Annotated in this window: 13 protein-coding genes; 1 reads left to right on the forward strand and 12 read right to left on the reverse strand. The window is 45.7% G+C overall.

The window, feature by feature from the left end:
• Positions 1-100: 100 nt before the first annotated feature.
• From AC1EKB_RS03790 to gatC, 6 genes are all read right to left on the reverse strand, one after another.
• Complete coding sequence (locus AC1EKB_RS03790; RefSeq protein WP_481248891.1) at positions 101-1,720, reverse strand: NAD(P)/FAD-dependent oxidoreductase; 1,620 nt, start codon at positions 1,718-1,720, stop codon at positions 101-103.
• A gap of 103 nt (positions 1,721-1,823) precedes the next feature.
• Complete coding sequence (locus tag AC1EKB_RS03795; RefSeq protein ID WP_004105898.1) at positions 1,824-2,138, reverse strand: DUF2469 domain-containing protein; 315 nt, start codon at positions 2,136-2,138, stop codon at positions 1,824-1,826.
• Entirely contained in the window at positions 2,135-3,106 is a 972-nt protein-coding gene (locus tag AC1EKB_RS03800; RefSeq protein WP_481248892.1) for a GNAT family N-acetyltransferase, read from the reverse strand. Before AC1EKB_RS03800 ends, AC1EKB_RS03795 begins: the two co-directional genes overlap by 4 nt.
• Positions 3,107-3,285: 179 nt before the next feature.
• Positions 3,286-4,785, reverse strand: a complete 1,500-nt coding sequence (gene gatB / locus AC1EKB_RS03805; RefSeq protein WP_481248893.1) for an Asp-tRNA(Asn)/Glu-tRNA(Gln) amidotransferase subunit GatB — start codon at positions 4,783-4,785, stop codon at positions 3,286-3,288.
• Positions 4,786-4,817: 32 nt separating this feature from the next.
• On the reverse strand, positions 4,818-6,359 hold the full coding sequence (gene gatA / locus AC1EKB_RS03810) for an Asp-tRNA(Asn)/Glu-tRNA(Gln) amidotransferase subunit GatA (RefSeq protein WP_481248894.1): 1,542 nt from the start codon (positions 6,357-6,359) through the stop codon (positions 4,818-4,820).
• 2 nt (positions 6,360-6,361) lie between these two features.
• Entirely contained in the window at positions 6,362-6,658 is a 297-nt protein-coding gene (gene gatC, locus AC1EKB_RS03815) for an Asp-tRNA(Asn)/Glu-tRNA(Gln) amidotransferase subunit GatC (RefSeq protein WP_004114131.1), read from the reverse strand.
• Positions 6,659-7,154: 496 nt separating this feature from the next.
• Here gatC and vly point away from each other — a divergent pair, with 496 nt between their 5' ends.
• Positions 7,155-8,705, forward strand: a complete 1,551-nt coding sequence (gene vly / locus AC1EKB_RS03820) for a cholesterol-dependent cytolysin vaginolysin (RefSeq protein ID WP_481248895.1) — start codon at positions 7,155-7,157, stop codon at positions 8,703-8,705.
• 134 nt (positions 8,706-8,839) lie between these two features.
• On the opposite strand, the gene AC1EKB_RS03825 is transcribed toward vly, so the two are convergent.
• The 6 genes from AC1EKB_RS03825 to clpB all read right to left on the reverse strand — a co-directional run bounded on the left by AC1EKB_RS03825 (position 8,840) and on the right by clpB (position 16,847).
• Positions 8,840-9,829, reverse strand: a complete 990-nt coding sequence (locus AC1EKB_RS03825) for an ABC transporter permease subunit (RefSeq protein WP_481248896.1) — start codon at positions 9,827-9,829, stop codon at positions 8,840-8,842.
• Complete coding sequence (locus AC1EKB_RS03830; RefSeq protein ID WP_415694475.1) at positions 9,826-10,833, reverse strand: ATP-binding cassette domain-containing protein; 1,008 nt, start codon at positions 10,831-10,833, stop codon at positions 9,826-9,828. Before AC1EKB_RS03830 ends, AC1EKB_RS03825 begins: the two co-directional genes overlap by 4 nt.
• Positions 10,834-10,963: 130 nt before the next feature.
• Positions 10,964-11,770 carry a TrmH family RNA methyltransferase gene (locus AC1EKB_RS03835; RefSeq protein ID WP_415694476.1) on the reverse strand — a complete coding sequence of 269 codons (807 nt, stop codon included), beginning with the start codon at positions 11,768-11,770 and terminating at the stop codon, positions 10,964-10,966.
• Between the two features lie 57 nt (positions 11,771-11,827).
• Positions 11,828-12,676 (reverse strand): type I phosphoribosyltransferase, encoded by an 849-nt coding sequence (locus AC1EKB_RS03840; protein WP_415694477.1) that lies wholly within the window; start codon positions 12,674-12,676, stop codon positions 11,828-11,830.
• A 56-nt stretch (positions 12,677-12,732) separates the two neighbouring features.
• Positions 12,733-14,073 carry a DNA recombination protein RmuC gene (locus tag AC1EKB_RS03845; protein WP_481248897.1) on the reverse strand — a complete coding sequence of 447 codons (1,341 nt, stop codon included), beginning with the start codon at positions 14,071-14,073 and terminating at the stop codon, positions 12,733-12,735.
• A gap of 179 nt (positions 14,074-14,252) precedes the next feature.
• A complete protein-coding gene (gene clpB, locus AC1EKB_RS03850) occupies positions 14,253-16,847 on the reverse strand; it encodes an ATP-dependent chaperone ClpB (protein WP_481248898.1) in 2,595 nt (864 codons plus the stop codon).
• Positions 16,848-16,863: the final 16 nt, after the last annotated feature.

Raw genomic sequence — 16,863 nt, forward strand, 5'->3', positions numbered from 1 at the left:
GAATATAACGACAAACACATATCAATGTGTATTAATCGCTGATAAATGTATGCTACTACACTCATACGACTCACAACAACACGGCGTGGCAAGCCAAGCGCTACTTCTTTTCGTGATACGACTTTTCGGTATTAACAGACCAAACGTTATCTTTAGACTTCTTACCACTATTGATGTTTTGTACAGCTTCAATAGCAGTTGCCATTGAGTGATCCTGGTTATTGTAGCGGTGCTGGCCATTTCTACCAACGCAATACAAGTTGCCAAAACCGTCTAAGTACTTAACAAGCTCAGGCATTTGAGCATAAGTGTCAAAGTAAGCAGGGTAGGCCTTTGGAACGCGTTCGCGATGAGCGTCTAAAACGTCATCTTCGCTGTCAATAACTTGCATACGAATCAGCTCGTCAATGGCGTTTTTGCGAGCCTCTTCGTCGCTCATATTCCAAAAATCGTCGCCTTCGCTGCAGAAGTATTCAAGACCAATCCAAACGGTATTATCAACATCCTTAACAAGGTATGGACTCCAGTTGTTAAAGATTTGCAAACGTCCAACCTTGTAGCCAGGGTCTTGAACGTAAATCCAGCAATCTGGCACAATAGGTGGGTTGCCAAGCGTTGGAATGTCGGTAGTGTTGCGCAAACGCATGCGCTTGACAAGCAAGCCAACAGTCACAAAATCGCGGTAAGGCAAACCAGACGCAACTTTTTGCAAGTCTTGTGGAACTTCCGCATTTGCATCGCCATTAGCGCCTTGCTCAATAGACGCAACTAAATCTTTAATTGGCATAGACGAAATGAACTGATCTGCATGAAGCTCACTGCGATCGCCATTTTGATTTTCAACAACAACGCTGCAAATCTTGCCGTCCGCCTGCTTTATGGCAACAACCTTAGAGCCAGTTAAAACAGTAGCGCCATTTTCTCGGCAACGGCGTTCAACAGTCTCCCAAAGCTGACCTGGACCAAGCTTAGGGTACCAAAATTCCTCAATTAAAGAAGTCTCAACTTCTTTTTGGCTTGCCTTATTTTTAGGCATAAGCTTAGAAATAGCGTTTTTCAAAACTTCAACAATGCTCAAGCCCTTAACGCGCTGAGCGCCCCAATCTGCAGAAATCTGGCTTGGATGCCTTCCCCAAAGCTTTTCGGTATATCCTTCAAAGAACATAGAATACAGCTTTTTGCCAAAGCGATTAATGTAGAAGTTTTCGAGGTTTGTTTCTGGCAACTTGTGAATCATGGACCAAAGATAGCTAAAACCAACTTTCATGGTTAGCACAAAGCCCATAGATCGCAAGGTGGATGCAGAAAGAGAGATAGGGTAGTCGAAGAAATGATGATTCCAGAAGATTCTAGAAACGCGATGACGCTTAAGCATAACCTCATCTTCGACTTCAGGATCCGGACCGCCATCCTCTAAATCATGATGTCTGCCCAGTTTTTTGTCGTCGTAAGAAGGAGCGCCCTGAAGAGGTAGCATATCTCGCCACCATTGCATAATGCGATCGTCTTTAGAGAAGAATCGGTGTCCGCCAATATCCATGCGGTTTCCGTTGTATTTTACGGTGCGAGAAATGCCACCAAACTCGCTGGTTGCCTCAAGAACAGTCACATCGTAGCGGCTACTGCCGCCATCTTTTACAAGCTCCCAAGCTGCCGTCAACCCTGCCGGACCGCCACCAATAATCACTACAGATTGTTTTTGGGATTGTGTATCAGCCAATTTTCCTCCATACCTAAAAGCCGCTTTATAAAGTCAAAAACGCAAAATTGCAAGCACGTATCTGTATTAAAATCTAAACGTAAGCTTTACTAGCATACTCTTATCACGCGATAGATTCTGGAATATCGATATCCGTTTTTTGAACTTCCTCCACGTTTACGTCTTTGAAAGTAACGATTCTAACGTTTTTTACAAATCGCGAAGGTCGGTAAACATCCCACACCCAAGCGTCTGTTAATTGAACGTCAAAGTACACGTCTTGACCTGCGGAGCGCACGTTAAAATCAACCTTATTTGCCAAATAGAATCGGCGTTCTGTTTCTACAACGTACGTAAAAAGCTTAATAACGTCACGATATTCCTTGTATAACGCAAGTTCGGCGTCTGTTTCGTAATTGTCGAGGTCTTCGGCGCTCATCGCTTCCCTTCCGTTGTTGCGATTGGTGCATTTGATGTAGTTTTATCGGCTGCTTCGTCTTCTTGATTACGCTTGCGGCCTCGTCCTATAATACGCCACCATGCGCGCTTAGAGGAATTATCTGTGTGCTTAACACTAGATTCGGCTTGTTCGGTTGCTTGCGATTTACGCAAATCGCCATTTTTAACTGGGATTGCAATCGAATGCTCGTGCGCGCTTAAAGCCTCGCAAACTCCAGGATTATCTTCAATAACGTGTAATCCAAAAGCGTCTAGCGAGCGAATGGCATCGTACTCGTCTACAAGAGTGTCCATTACAACAAAATCTTGATACTTTTGGCTTTGAGAATCCCAAAGTGCATCGCGAGCAGTGCCCGTTTTCATAAATCCAAGCGACTGGTACACGGAAAGCGAGCGCGTGTTTGTTGCAGGAACGCCAACCCAAATTCTGTGCAAAGCAAGACCCACCTCGCTTGGTGCAAAACCGTACGTCATAACTCTAGGCATTGCGTCTCTAGAATATCCGCGACCCCTATAATCGCGTCCTAGAATCACCTGAATCCTAGCGGATTTAGACCAACCGTCAATGTCAATCAAAAATATCATTCCAATAATATTTCCATTGATGTTTTCGGAGTCATCAATAAAATCTGGCACAATTGACCATGCGATTGTTGGGCGCGATTGGGCGTCGCTAGAGGCGGCATCATGATTAGATTTTGCCTCAGTGCTTCCAGGTGAAGACCATTGCGCCGAACGATTTACCCACGCGTGAACCATGGCGCGCTCCGATTGCGCATCTTTGCCTGTTATAACGGCCGCTCCATCAAAAGCGTGCAATGCGTCCATTTGCGCCAAATCTTCGATTGTTGCTGGCCTAAGACGTGCCATTTCGCCGCGGATTGGCGGAATCGTAATATTTTCTGGCAGCTCGCGGTGGCTTGTAGAATCAGCATTGAATCCTTGCATATTCACCTTTTTCGTACAATCGACTTACGTGTTACAAAAGCTTACAAAAAGCGCTACAGCGATTAGTAAAAAACCGCGTTATAAAATCGCACTTTTTGCACCCTATACAATGCTATAAAACACAAAGTTAAAACGCAAAGCATAAAGCGCAAAAAGTGCAAAGTAAAAGCTAATCTAAACTAGCCTTTGATTTTTGCCATTACAATCTTAGTAACAGCCTTAGCGTCTGCTTGACCTTTAGTTGCACGCATAACAGCGCCAATAATCGCGCCCATCGGCTTCATGTTTCCAGACTTAAGCTTTTCGGCAACCTCTGGGTCGGCTGCAAGAGCAGCGTCAACAGCGGCTTCCAAAGCGCCATCGTCGTTCATGACCTTAAATCCGTGCTTATTAACAACTTCATCAGGTGTGCCTTCGCCAGCCAAAACGCATGCAACAGTTTGCTTAGCGAGCTTATCGTTAAGCTTACCGTCTGCAATCAGCTTTTCAACTTGCGCAACATCTTGCGGAGTAATAGGCAATTCTTCCAAAGTGACTCCACGAGTGTTTGCTTCGCGAGCAAGCTCACCAAGCCACCACTTCTTAGCGCCAGCAGCACTTGCACCAGCCTTAACGGTTTCTTCAACCAAATCAAGAGCATCCGCGTTAAGAATATCGCGCATTTCAAGATCGCTAATACCCCATTCGCTTTGCAAACGGTTACGGCGCTCGCGAGGCATTTCTGGCATTTCGGCCTTCATGCGCTCAATATGCTCCTTAGTGATGTGAAGCATAACCAAATCAGGATCTGGGAAGTAGCGATAATCGTCGGCGTCGGACTTTACGCGGCCGCCAGCAGTAGTCTGAGTTGCTTCATCCCAGTGACGAGTTTCCTGCAAAATCTCGCCGCCTTCGCTCAAAATAGCAGCCTGGCGACGAATCTCATATTGGAGCGTCTTTTCGATTCCGCGGAACGTGTTCACATTCTTAGTTTCCGAGCGCGTACCAAATGGATCGGTTGGCTTTCTGCGGAGCGAAACGTTTACGTCTGCGCGCATATTGCCCTGCTCCATGCGAGCGTGGGAGATGTTAAGCGCGCGAACAATATCGCGAATAGCGCGCATGTATGCGCCTGCGATTTCTGGAGCGCGGCTACCCGCACCTTCGATTGGCTTAGTTACAATCTCGATTAAAGGCACGCCTGCGCGATTGTAATCAACCAAAGAATGATTTGCGCCTTCGATTCGGCCGTCAGCGCCGCCAACGTGAGTATTCTTACCAGCATCATCCTCAATGTGAGCGCGCTCAATCGGAACACGGAACACAGTGCCATCTTCCAGCTCAACATCCAAGTAGCCATTGCCGTTAGTAGGCTTATCGTACTGGGAAATCTGGTAGTCGCGAGGCATATCTGGGTAGAAGTAGTTTTTACGAGCGAACTGGCTCCACTCAGCAATCTCGCAATGCAATGCCAAACCAAGCTTAATCGCGTAATCAACTGCAGTCTTGTTTACAACTGGCAAAGAGCCTGGCAAACCAAGGCTTACAGGAGTTAGCTGAGTATTTGGCTCGCCACCAAAAGATACTTCTGCTGGGCAAAACAGCTTTGTGCGCGTGCTAAGCTCAACGTGAGTTTCCAAGCCGAAAACTGGGTCAAACTGCTCCACAGCATCGGCGTATTTCATAAGTTTTTCAGCCATGAGAATCCTTCTTATTTAAGCTTTATTTCACTTTACTTAGCCAATGAATCGAGCCAACCAGCTTTAAGCGACTTCCAGATTGGGCCGCTCCACTTTTCTTCGAGCGCTGCTTCCAACGCTGCTGCAGGCTTGTACATCTTTTCATCATGGCATTGCGGAGCAATAATCTGAATACCAACAGGCAAACCATCATCACTTAAGCCAGCTGGGAGGCTCAAAGCTGGAACTCCAGCCATGTTTGCAGGAATCGTAGCAATATCGTTCATGTACATGGAAAGTGGATCGTTCATCTTTTCGCCAAACTTGAATGCCGTTGTAGGGCTTGTTGGGGAGACTAGAACATCTACCTTATTAAACGCTTCTTCGAAGTCGCGAATAATAAGCGTACGAACCTTTTGTGCAGAGCCATACCAAGCGTCGTAGTAGCCAGCGGAAAGTGCATAAGTGCCGAGAATAATACGGCGCTTTACTTCGTCACCAAAGCCAGCTTCGCGAGTTGCAGCCATCATGTTTGCAGCAGTTTGATGCTTATCTGCTGGTGGCATTACGCGCAAACCGTAGCGCATGCCGTCGTAGCGAGCCAAGTTGGAGCTAACTTCGGAAGGCATAATAATGTAGTATGCAGCCAGCGAGTAAGGGAAGTGAGGGCAGGAGACTTCTGTTACTTCTGCACCCATATCCTTAAGCAATTGCACAGCTTCATTAAAGCGTGCTTCAACGCCTGGCTGGAAGCCTTCGCCACTAAGCTCCTTAACTAAGCCAACCTTCAAGCCCTTCAAATCGCGGCGAGCGCCCTCGCGAGCAGCTTGAGCCATTGGAGGAACAGGAGCTGGAATAGAAGTGGAATCGCGCCTATCGTTGCCGCCAATAATCTCTTGCAAAAGTGCAGAGTCAAGAACGGTACGAGAAACAGGACCAATCTGGTCGAGCGAGCTTGCCATAGCGATTGCACCAAAACGGCTAACACCGCCATAAGTTGGCTTTGCGCCGACTGTACCCGTTAAAGCGCCTGGCTGGCGAATGGAGCCGCCAGTATCTGTACCCAAAGCAATAGGAGCTTCGAATGCAGCAACAGCAGCTGCAGAGCCGCCGCCAGAGCCACCAGGAACGCGCTCAGTATCCCAAGGATTGCAAGTGGTTTGGTAGGCAGAATGCTCTGTGGAAGAACCTTGAGCAAACTCATCCAAATTAGTCTTGCCAAGAATTGGCATGCCAGCTGCCTTGAGCTTTTCAATAACAGTAGCATCGTAAGGTGGAATCCAGCCTTCGAGAATCTTAGAAGCTGCAGTAGTTGGAATGCCCTTAGTAACAATCATGTCTTTAATGGCAATTGGAACGCCTGCAAGTTCAGGCAATCCTTCAGCTTCGCCATTAGCATTCTTTTTATCAAAAGCATCTGCTTGCTCAAGTGCAATATCTGCAGAAACGTGCAAGAATGCTTTGATTTCTGGTTCGGCTGCTTCGATTACTGCCAAGTGCGCTTCAACAAGCTCGCGGCTAGAAACTTCCTTAGCTTTTACAGCTTTTGCCATATCGGCAGCAGAAAGCTTTACTAAATCTTGAGTATTAGTCATGTTTATTCCTCCCCCAAAATTCGAGGTGCTACAAACATGCCAGACTCACTTCTAGGAGCGCCAGAAAGCGCTTCTTCTTGAGTCAATGGCGTAGCAGGCTCGTCTGGGCGCAAATACGCTTCAAGAGGTACTGGATTTGCAGTAGGTGGCACATCTTCGCCAGCAACTTCCTGCACTTTATTAATAGATTCTGCAATGACGTTTAATTCGCCTTGCAAGCGACTGATTTCTTCGTCGCTAAGCGCAATCTGGGATAGAACGCCCAGATGCTCAATTTCTTCGCGTGTGAATGTTGGCATAACCTCAACTATATGTGTGATGCGTGACCTTCTTATAGAAGAAAAAGCAATATTAATAAAAGATTTACACACGTTACTGCAGAAATATTTTCCTAATTTTAGAACATGATTGTCGATTCATATTTTCTAGGGAAAATTATGTGTAATATTAAAAAAATTTTATTAGTGAGACAATAAGCGGAATAACAATTATTATCACATGCAGTTTTATAAAATTAACGAGTATAAAATATGTGAACGAGTGTCTATGCATGTCAACACGCCATGAAATGGAAATAATTCAATAAAAGAATGTTGGCATTCCAACCTTCTTCATACGTTTATTTGCAGAATAAAAAAAATTTGTTTTATTTCACTATCACAGAAATAAAAAAGCATGTAATAATTAAATGCTATGAGATATTAAGCTAATGCAGCGAAGCATTCCATGCATAGAAGCAAATAAGTTACGGTATCTCATAAAAAATAACATAAAATATAAAATTGAAGGACACATATGAATAACACAAAGTTCTACCGTAATGCAGCAATGTTGTTGCTTGCAGGCGCAACTATTATTCCACAATGCTTAGCAGCGCCAGCAATGGCCGCTCCTGCAGCTAAGGATTCTGAGCCAACCGCATCTTGCGCAGCCAAGAAGGATTCTCTGAATAATTATTTGTGGGATTTGCAATACGATAAAACAAACATTCTCGCCCGTCATGGCGAAACCATTGACAACAAATTCTCTAGCGATAGCTTCAACAAGGGCGATGAATTCGTTGTTGTTGAGCATCAGAAGAAGAACATCACAAATACAACTTCAAACTTGTCGGTTACTTCCGCCAACGATGATCGCGTATACCCAGGTGCTCTTTTCCGCGCTGACCAGAATTTGATGGACAATATGCCAAGCCTGATTTCCGCGAACCGCGCTCCAATCACATTGAGCGTTGATTTGCCAGGCTTCCACGGCGGCGAAAGTGCTGTAACTGTTCAGCGCCCAACTAAGAGCTCTGTAACTTCCGCAGTGAACGGCTTAGTTTCTAAGTGGAATGCACAGTATGCAGCAAGCCATAATGTGGCAGCTCGCATGCAGTACGATTCTGCAAGCGCACAAAGCATGAACCAGCTCAAGGCAAAGTTTGGTGCTGATTTCGCCAAGATTGGTGTTCCGCTGAAGATTGATTTCGATGCTGTACACAAGGGCGAAAAGCAGACTCAAATTGTGAACTTCAAGCAGACCTACTACACCGTAAGCGTTGATGCACCAGACAGCCCAGCTGACTTCTTCGCACCATGCACTACGCCAGAAAGCTTGAAGAATCGCGGAGTAGACAGCAAGCGTCCGCCAGTATATGTGTCCAACGTAGCCTATGGCCGTTCAATGTACGTAAAGTTCGACACCCGCAGCAAGAGCACCGATTTCCAGGCTGCTGTTGAAGCTGCAATCAAGGGCGTCGAAATCAAGCCAAATACCGAGTTCCATCGCATCTTGCAGAACACTTCCGTAACTGCTGTGATTCTCGGCGGCAGCGCAAACGGTGCAGCCAAGGTTATTACCGGCAACATCGACACGTTGAAGGCTTTGATTCAAGAAGGCGCAAATTTGAGCACCTCCAGCCCAGCAGTTCCAATTGCTTACACCACTTCCTTCGTCAAGGATAACGAAGTAGCAACTTTGCAAACCAATAGCGATTACGTTGAAACCAAGGTTTCTTCCTACCGCGACGGCTACTTGACTTTGGATCACCGTGGAGCTTACGTAGCTCGCTACTACATCTACTGGGATGAGTACGGCACCGAAATTGACGGCACTCCTTACGTGCGTTCTCGCGCTTGGGAAGGCAACGGCAAGTATCGCACCGCTCACTTCAACACAACTATTCAGTTCAAGGGTAATGTGCGTAACCTCCGCATCAAGCTTGTTGAAAAGACTGGCTTGGCTTGGGAGCCATGGCGCACAGTGTATGACCGTTCCGATTTGCCACTGGTTCGCCAGCGCACAATCAAGAACTGGGGCACAACCTTGTGGCCACGTGTTGCTGAAACTGTGAAGAACGATTGATACTTATCGCAATTTCAAAAGATAAAATAATTGATAATTAAATATAAGTGAATACAATTAAGGGCTTTATCTTGTAGTCGGTTACGAGATAAAGCCCTTATTTTATTTGCACGTTCGCTAAATATTATTTGCAGTTAAATATCGCGATGCTTTTCAACAACGTGGCCAATTGCATACATGACTACGCCCCAAGCAAGAACCACCAAGCCTGATTGCCACCATGTAAAAACATATGCGTTTGGTGGAAGATTTGCGCCCGAGTTAGGGGAGCCGCCCAAGAATTTCTCAACCGCTGCGGCTGGCAAAAGCTGCATAAGTATTGAATTCCACTTCGCGAAATTGCTCGCAAACATAATAATGCTAACAACACTAGGCAAAATCATCACGGCTCCAATAACGCACATAATTCCGCCAGCAGTTGACTTGCAAATCATGCCAAAACCGTACGCCATTGCTGCCACAACAACCATAATTGCAGGAGAGCCAAGAAACAGCGTAAGAGGCAATTTCCATGCGTTGCTTCCAGATAATCCAGAAGTGCTGTCTCCTATAAAGGCTAATTCTGCAGCGCCTAGCGAAACTGCCATTGCAATAAGTTGCACTACAAAAACGTAGATTGCAACCGCAATAAACTTAGCCGTAAAGAACATGCCCCTTCTAGGTACAGCAGTAAGAGAAGCCTGAATCGAAGTCGTAGAATGTTCCGCGGTTACAGCAAGCACTGCAAAAATCGACAAAACAATCAAAGATACAGAAGCAAAACTAATAACTAAGTGGAAAATGCTATCTTGAGATGCAATAAGGCTGCCTTTATTGCTCGGCCCAACAGTAATTGCAGCGCTTGATCTACCTTGATTTGCTCCATTCTTAATGTCAACTTTAGACATTGCTTTTTGCACAATCGCGATAATAAAGCTAAAGATTACTGGCAAAACAATAGCTAATGCCATGCACCACCAGGTGGATGAAAGTCCGCGCAACTTAACAATCTCAGATTTAAGCGTGTGCATGAATGTAAGGCGTAAGTGCTGAGCGTTCATGCTGCGGCCTGTTTTGTACGCGTTGGATTGGCGTGCGTTGGACTCAGAAGATTGCACTTGTTGATTTGCTACTTGCTCACTCATTTTGCACTCTCCTTATTGTTAGATTGCTCTGCATGCTGCTTGCTGTCTGGCTTTAAATCGCTGCTAGGAACAGTCTTAGTAACGTACTGCTCCTGGCCATGCGTAAGAGCCAAATATGCTTCCTCAAGTGATGCGTGCTCTTGATTTAGCTGATATACCAAAATTTGATTATCCGCAATTTCGCGAGCAAGCTGATTAAGCTCACATCCTGTTATTCTAAAAAGCTCGCCTTCTTGAACGTCTTGAGGAGTGCGAGTATCTTGCAAAATCTTGCATTCAGGATGATTTTGTGTAAGCACTTGCTTTAGTTTTTCGCCTTCTGGAGTTACAAGTCGCACAGCGTGCTGCGAATGAGCATCAACAAAATCTTGAACCGTTGTGCGCTTCAAAATTTCGCCATGCGCAATAATCACAAGATTATCTGCAGTAAGCGCAACCTCGCTCATTAAGTGGGAGCTAAGAAGTATTGCACGGCCTTCGCTTGCATAATACTTGCATAATTCGCGAACCCACTTAACGCCTTCTGGATCTAAGCCGTTAATTGGCTCATCCAAAATAAGATTGTGTGGGTCTGCTAAAAGTGCTGCAGCAATCGAAAGACGCTGACTCATACCAAGCGAGAAGGATCCCGCTTTGCGGGTTTTAACACTTGATAATCCAGTAATATCAATCACTTCGTCAACGCGCTTTTTTGATATTCCATGAGTTAAAGCCAGTGAATACAAGTGATTATATGCGGAACGACCTCTGTGGGCAGACTTTGCGTCAAGAACTGCGCCAACTTCCGTCATTGGGGATGCGAATTTTGCGTAAGGTTTTCCGTCAATAAGAGAAGTACCACTATTGGCATGAATAAGATTTAACGCGCAACGCATGGTGGTAGATTTACCAGCGCCATTAGGGCCTAAAAAGCCCGTGACTTTACCGTCTTCAGCGACGAAAGAAACGTCGTTAAGCGCTGTTTTTGCGCCGAAACGCTTTGTAATATGTTGAAATTCTAACATAAATTAACAATATCACAAATAAAAAAATACACCTAAAATGTAAGTGTTTATGAGTACAGGCTAATGCGTTTTAATTAATCTTTTTGTTGAGATCTTGCTGCTGAAATTTTAATTAATTGCTTATTAATATTCAGCAATTTGGTGCTGCATGTTGCGCAATCCACGCGTGCATGGAAACAGCCGCGGCTGCTCCTGCATTTAGCGAGCGAACAGAGCCGAATTGCGAAATATAAACAACGTCATCCGCCATTTCTAACGCTTTTTTAGAAAGACCTGGACCTTCCGCACCAAAAAGCATAAGGCAGCGTTTAGGGAACTTGTAGTTTTCCATAGCAACAGCGCCTGGAATAATATCTAGCGCTATAACGCGTGCGTTTTTAGCATCTTGTTCCTGCGATTTTGCGATTTTTTCGGCTTCTTTATTGCCTTCGGCTTGTGCTTTAAGCAAAAGTTGATGCGCTTCTTTCGCTTCTTGTGCTATATTTTCGCGCCAATTAGTTACTAGAGTTTCAATAGTCGGGCAGCACTCAACGTATTGGTATAGCTCAGTCATTAACGAGCCTTTACGATTCCATTTATGAGGCCCTACAATATACACTTTTTTCGCAGTAAACGCGTTTGCAGTGCGAACCATAGAGCCTATATTGAAATCGTGAGTCCAATTTTCTACAGCTACTTCAAACTCATGACGACCTTTAGAATCAAGATCCGCTTTTATGGCTTCTACTTTCCAGTATCGGTAGCAATCTAAGACGTTACGCTGGTCGCCTTCGTCTAGTAATTCAGTGCTAAACCGCGCATCATAATTTGGCGATTCTGGATTATCTGGACGAGGCTCACCTGGGTGTTCTTCTTCCCATGGGCCAACTCCTATAGGTCGGAATTCTGGCTCATCGGAAGCTTTTGCAGCCAAAGTAATTGGATTCGGTTCGTGCATGTGTGAGTTTTGCTCCGTTTAATACTTTTGCTTAGTATTGGCAGCTAGTAATTGCAACTAGTCTTGGCAGCCGTCAGTTGAGCAATCGCCTGTGCAACCTGACTTGCAGTGCCCACCGCAGCAGTTATCTTCGCAGCATGGCTCAGTGCAGCCATCGTGAGCACAATCGCCAGTGCACTCTACTTTGCAGTGACCGCCGCAGCAGTTGTCTTCGCAGCATGGCTCTGTGCAACCGTCATGAGCACAATCACCCGTGCATTTAACCTCGCAATGGCCGCCGCAGCAATGATCGTTGCAGCAATCGTCGTGATCTGCATCTGCACGTAATTCTTCTTCGCTGAAAGCTTGAACAAATGCCATTTTAGTACTCTCCTCACTTATTGGATTTACTAATTGAAGATGCCTTGTGCCTTGTTCGTCGGCGTCAACACCACCAATTAATGCAACTATAGCAAGAATTTGCGCGCCTTGCTGATTAACAATGCCAAAATCAAGACTTAATTCATTTCCGTGTCGTAAAGTCACAAGCGAAGAAGTTTGAACATACGATTTTTCAGAAAGCCAAGAATCAAGCAACAACACTCGCTTGCCTTTAACTGACGGACCTTTTGTTGCAGGAAAAACAAAATCCATAACGAAGCCGTCGAGTGCAATTCCTTTACGTTCTGCAGCATGAATAAGCGCAAAAACCATCGGCACTGCAGCAGCAGTTAACGCACCAACAGCGTCAACATCGCGTTCTAACGAATACCCAGCTTTCTCAATTGCATCAAAAAGAACATCACCAACCAGCTTAGAGCCGCGCTGATTAAAGGTAACAGAAAACAGTTCGCTAAATGGTTTTGCACTCATATCCGCACAAAGCATGCGTTTAAGCTCAGCGCGTTCCTCTTGTAATTCTGTCATTTTTGCACTCCTTAGCGTTAGAGTTGTTCAATTTTTGATGCTTTGATGTTTTATGCTTAACGATCTTCTACTGATACTTCTGGGGCGCTCAGCTCTTTAACATCAGCTTTATCAGAATCTATAAGATCTATTGAAGCAATAACTTTACTTTGATCTAACTTCTGAAGTTTACGCGCTGTTACCAACACCCGAGACTCAAGCGAGGAAGCAAACTTATTGTAAGCTGCAACTGTTCTTGCCAAAGATACGCCAAGCTTTGAAGCATTTTCTCCAAGAACTGCAAAACGATCATACAATTCTCGAGATAAATCGAAAAGTTCTTTTGCATCATCTGTAAGACTTTGCTGCTGCCATGCGTACGCAACAGACTTAAGCACGGCCCACAAAGTAACTGGGGAAGTGAGTGCTACTTTTTGCGCAAAAGCATCATCCATAAGCGTTGGGTCCGCTTCAAGAGCTGCCTGAAGCAACGCTTCGTTTGGAATAAACGCAACTACAAAATCTGGTGCTGTTTCAAAAGCCTGCCAATACGCTTTAGCTCCTAATACTCGCACGTGTTCTCGTAAAGCCTTAGCGTGCGCTTTTAGAAGCTCACTTCTTCTAGCCAATTCTTCGTCACTTGCATTATCTGGTATTTCGCAAGCGCGTTGATAATCCGCATATGGAACTTTTGCATCAACTGGAATTGTTTTGCCTCCTGGCAGATGCACAACCATATCTGGTCTCTGCTGCTCGCCATTTACTCCAGTTACAACAACCTGCGTATCAAAATCAACATGTTCAAGCAATCCTGCGGATTCCACAATATTCTTTAGCTGAGCCTCGCCCCAAGCTCCGCGAACCTTATTATTTCGCAATGCTGCAGAAAGCGAACTTGTTTCGCGGTCAAGCCTTGCTTGCTGCTCGCTTAAGCCTTTAAGCTGAGTGTTCAGCGCACCCATTTCTTGCTTACGCCCTTCTTCAATCTGCGAAACTTTATTCTTCAAAGCTTCGAGATTGTCTTTTACTGGAGCAAGCGCTTCCAAGACTTTGCCTTGCTCTTTCAAAGTTTTCTCACGATTTAACCGTTCGCGTTCTTCTCGCTCTGTGCGCAATTGCTCTTCGCGATTCACTCGCAATTGTTCTGCTTGCTGCGCTTTTAACAACTCAGACTCAACAAATTTCAATCGCTCAGCAAGCTGCTCTGCTTGCGTGCGATATCGTATAGCCTGATTGCCATTTTCTTGCGCTTGAGCGCGCGCTTGTTCATACTGAGAGCGCAATTCGTTAAATTCGCGCTGGTTTACGCCATTAGCGCCTTGCGTTCCATAGTTGTGCTTAACAATAGCCAGCACAACAATGGCGGTTATTACAACAGCAACCACCATTAAAACAAACATCACAATATTATCGAACATACGTTCTATTAAACACTATTGGTTCGACTTTTGAAACATAATTAAACACGCGCATTATTGCATAGAAAAATAAGTGTTATGCAACAAAATAGCGCGCTGTCTACTGGAAAATAATCCAATAAACAGCACGCTTTGTTTTATTTGACTACATTATTTGGCTACATTGAAGAATGCAGGAACTACGAAATCTTGAGAGTTACATGGTCGCTAGTATTCTCACAATCCGCAACTACGCGAGCGCCATCATGCACCTTGCCAGAAAGCAACAATCGCGCAAGTTGATCGCCAATTTCCGTTTGAACCAATCTACGCAACGGACGAGCACCGTAAACTGGATCATAGCCATGCTCCGCAAGCCAAGCGCGAGCAGAATCGCTCACATCCAAGCTAATACGGCGATCACTCAAGCGCGCAGCCACTTGACGAACTTGAATATCCACAATTCCACCAAGCTCTTCGCGGCTCAACGGATGGAACATAACAAGCTCATCCAAACGGTTGATGAACTCTGGCTTAAACTCAGCGTGAACAGCGTTCATAACAGCCTTGCGTTTAGCAGCATCATCCAAGCCCTCTTGCACAAGGAATTGCGAACCCAAGTTTGATGTCATAATCAAAATCGTATTCGTAAAATCAACCGTTCTACCCTGACCGTCAGTCAAACGACCATCATCCAAAACCTGCAACAAAACGTCGAATACTTCTGGATGTGCCTTCTCAACTTCGTCAAAAAGCACTACAGAATACGGGCGGCGTCGCACGGCTTCAGTAAGTTGGCCGCCTTCCTCATAGCCAATGTAACCAGGAGCAGCACCGATAAGCCGCGAGACGGAAGCCTTTTCCATGTACTCGCTCATATCAATGCGAACCATTGCACGCTCGTCGTCAAACAAAAAGTCAGCAAGAGCCTTTGCAAGCTCCGTCTTACCAACGCCAGTAGGACCCAAGAATAGGAACGAACCAGTCGGGCGATTCGGGTCTGCAATTCCAGCACGGCTTCTGCGCACAGCATCCGCTATAGCCTGAATTGCTTCGCTTTGACCAACCACGCGCTTAGAAAGCTCCTTTTCCATGTTAAGCAGCTTCTCATTTTCGCCTTGCATCAAGCGGCCAACAGGGATGCCCGTCCATTCGCTAACGACTCCAGCAATAGAATCGGCATCAACCTGGTCTGGAACCATTGGCTCTTTCGCTTCACTCTTAGCGTTAGCAGCCTGTGATTCCGCTTCTTCCAAAGCTTTTTGAATGCTTGGAATTTCGCCATACAAAATACGGCTCGCTTGCTCCAAATTGCCTTCACGCGTGAATTTGTCGGCTTCTACGCGCTTAGCGTCGAGTTGCGCTCGCAAATCACCAACCTTGTTATGGCCAGCCTTTTCCGCATCCCAACGCGCCTTCAAACCAGCAAGCTTTTCGCGTGAGTTAGCTAATTCTTCCTGCAACTTTTCTAAGCGTTCTTTAGCAGCAGCATCTTCCGCTTTCTTTAATTGCATTTCTTCCATTTCAAGACGCGTAACTTTGCGCTGCAATTCGTCGATCTCTTCTGGCTGAGAATCAAGCTCCATACGTAAGTGAGCTGCCGCTTCATCCACCAAATCAATCGCCTTATCTGGAAGCTGTCTGCCAGTAATGTAGCGGTTTGAAAGCGTTGCTGCAGCTACGATTGCATCGTCACTAATAGTCACCTTGTGGTGCGCTTCGTAACGTTGCTTAAGTCCGCGCAAAATCGTCACCGTATCTTCAACAGATGGCTCGCCAACAAATACTTGCTGGAATCTGCGTTCAAGAGCGGAATCCTTTTCAATATGCTCACGATACTCATTAAGCGTAGTTGCGCCAACCAAGCGCAGCTCACCGCGCGCAAGCATTGGCTTAAGCATATTGCCAGCATCCATTGAACCTTCTGCAGATCCTGCGCCAACAACAGTGTGAATCTCGTCAATAAACGTAATAATTTGACCGTCTGATTGCTGAATTTCCTTCAACACTGCCTTTAAGCGTTCCTCAAACTCGCCGCGATACTTCGAACCTGCAACCATCGAAGCCAAGTCGAGGCTTATAAGACGCTTGTTTTGCAAAGTCGTAGGCACATCTCCTGCCACAATTCGCTGAGCCAATCCTTCTACAACTGCCGTTTTACCAACGCCCGGCTCGCCAATTAGCACAGGATTATTCTTCGTGCGTCGAGAAAGAATCTGAATTACACGACGAATTTCCTGATCGCGCCCAATTACTGGATCGAGCTTTCCTTCGCGAGCGCGCGCAGTCATATCAACCGAATATTTTTCGAGCGCTTTGTAGTTGCCTTCCGCGTCTGGGCTGGTAACTTTCGCACCTCCACGCACAGTTGGCACAGCCTTGCGCAACGCATCTGCAGAAACATTGTGCTTTTTGAAAATATCTGCAACAGCATTTGGCGCGCTTGCAACTATGCCAATAAGCATGTGCTCAGTAGAAACGTATTCGTCTCCCATTGTGCGCATTTCTTTTTCTGCCTGGCTTAGCGCAGCTAAAAGCTGACGACTTGCGTCTGGCTTAGTTGTAGTTGAGCCAGTAGATGAAGGCAATGCCACTAATGCGTTGCGAATTTCAGCACCGATTTGTTGCGCGTCCGCCCCTGCCTGTGCAATAAGCACGCGCACTACGCCTTGCTCTTGGCGAAGTAATGCATCTGCCAAATGTAACGTATCCACTTGCGCATTGCCAGCTGCCGCCGCGCTTTGTACAGCATCGCTTAATGCATCTTGCGCTAAGGTTGTAAACTTTTGTTCCATATTTACCCCCATTTGC

This window comes from Gardnerella sialicivorans subsp. sialicivorans (assembly GCF_056746795.1).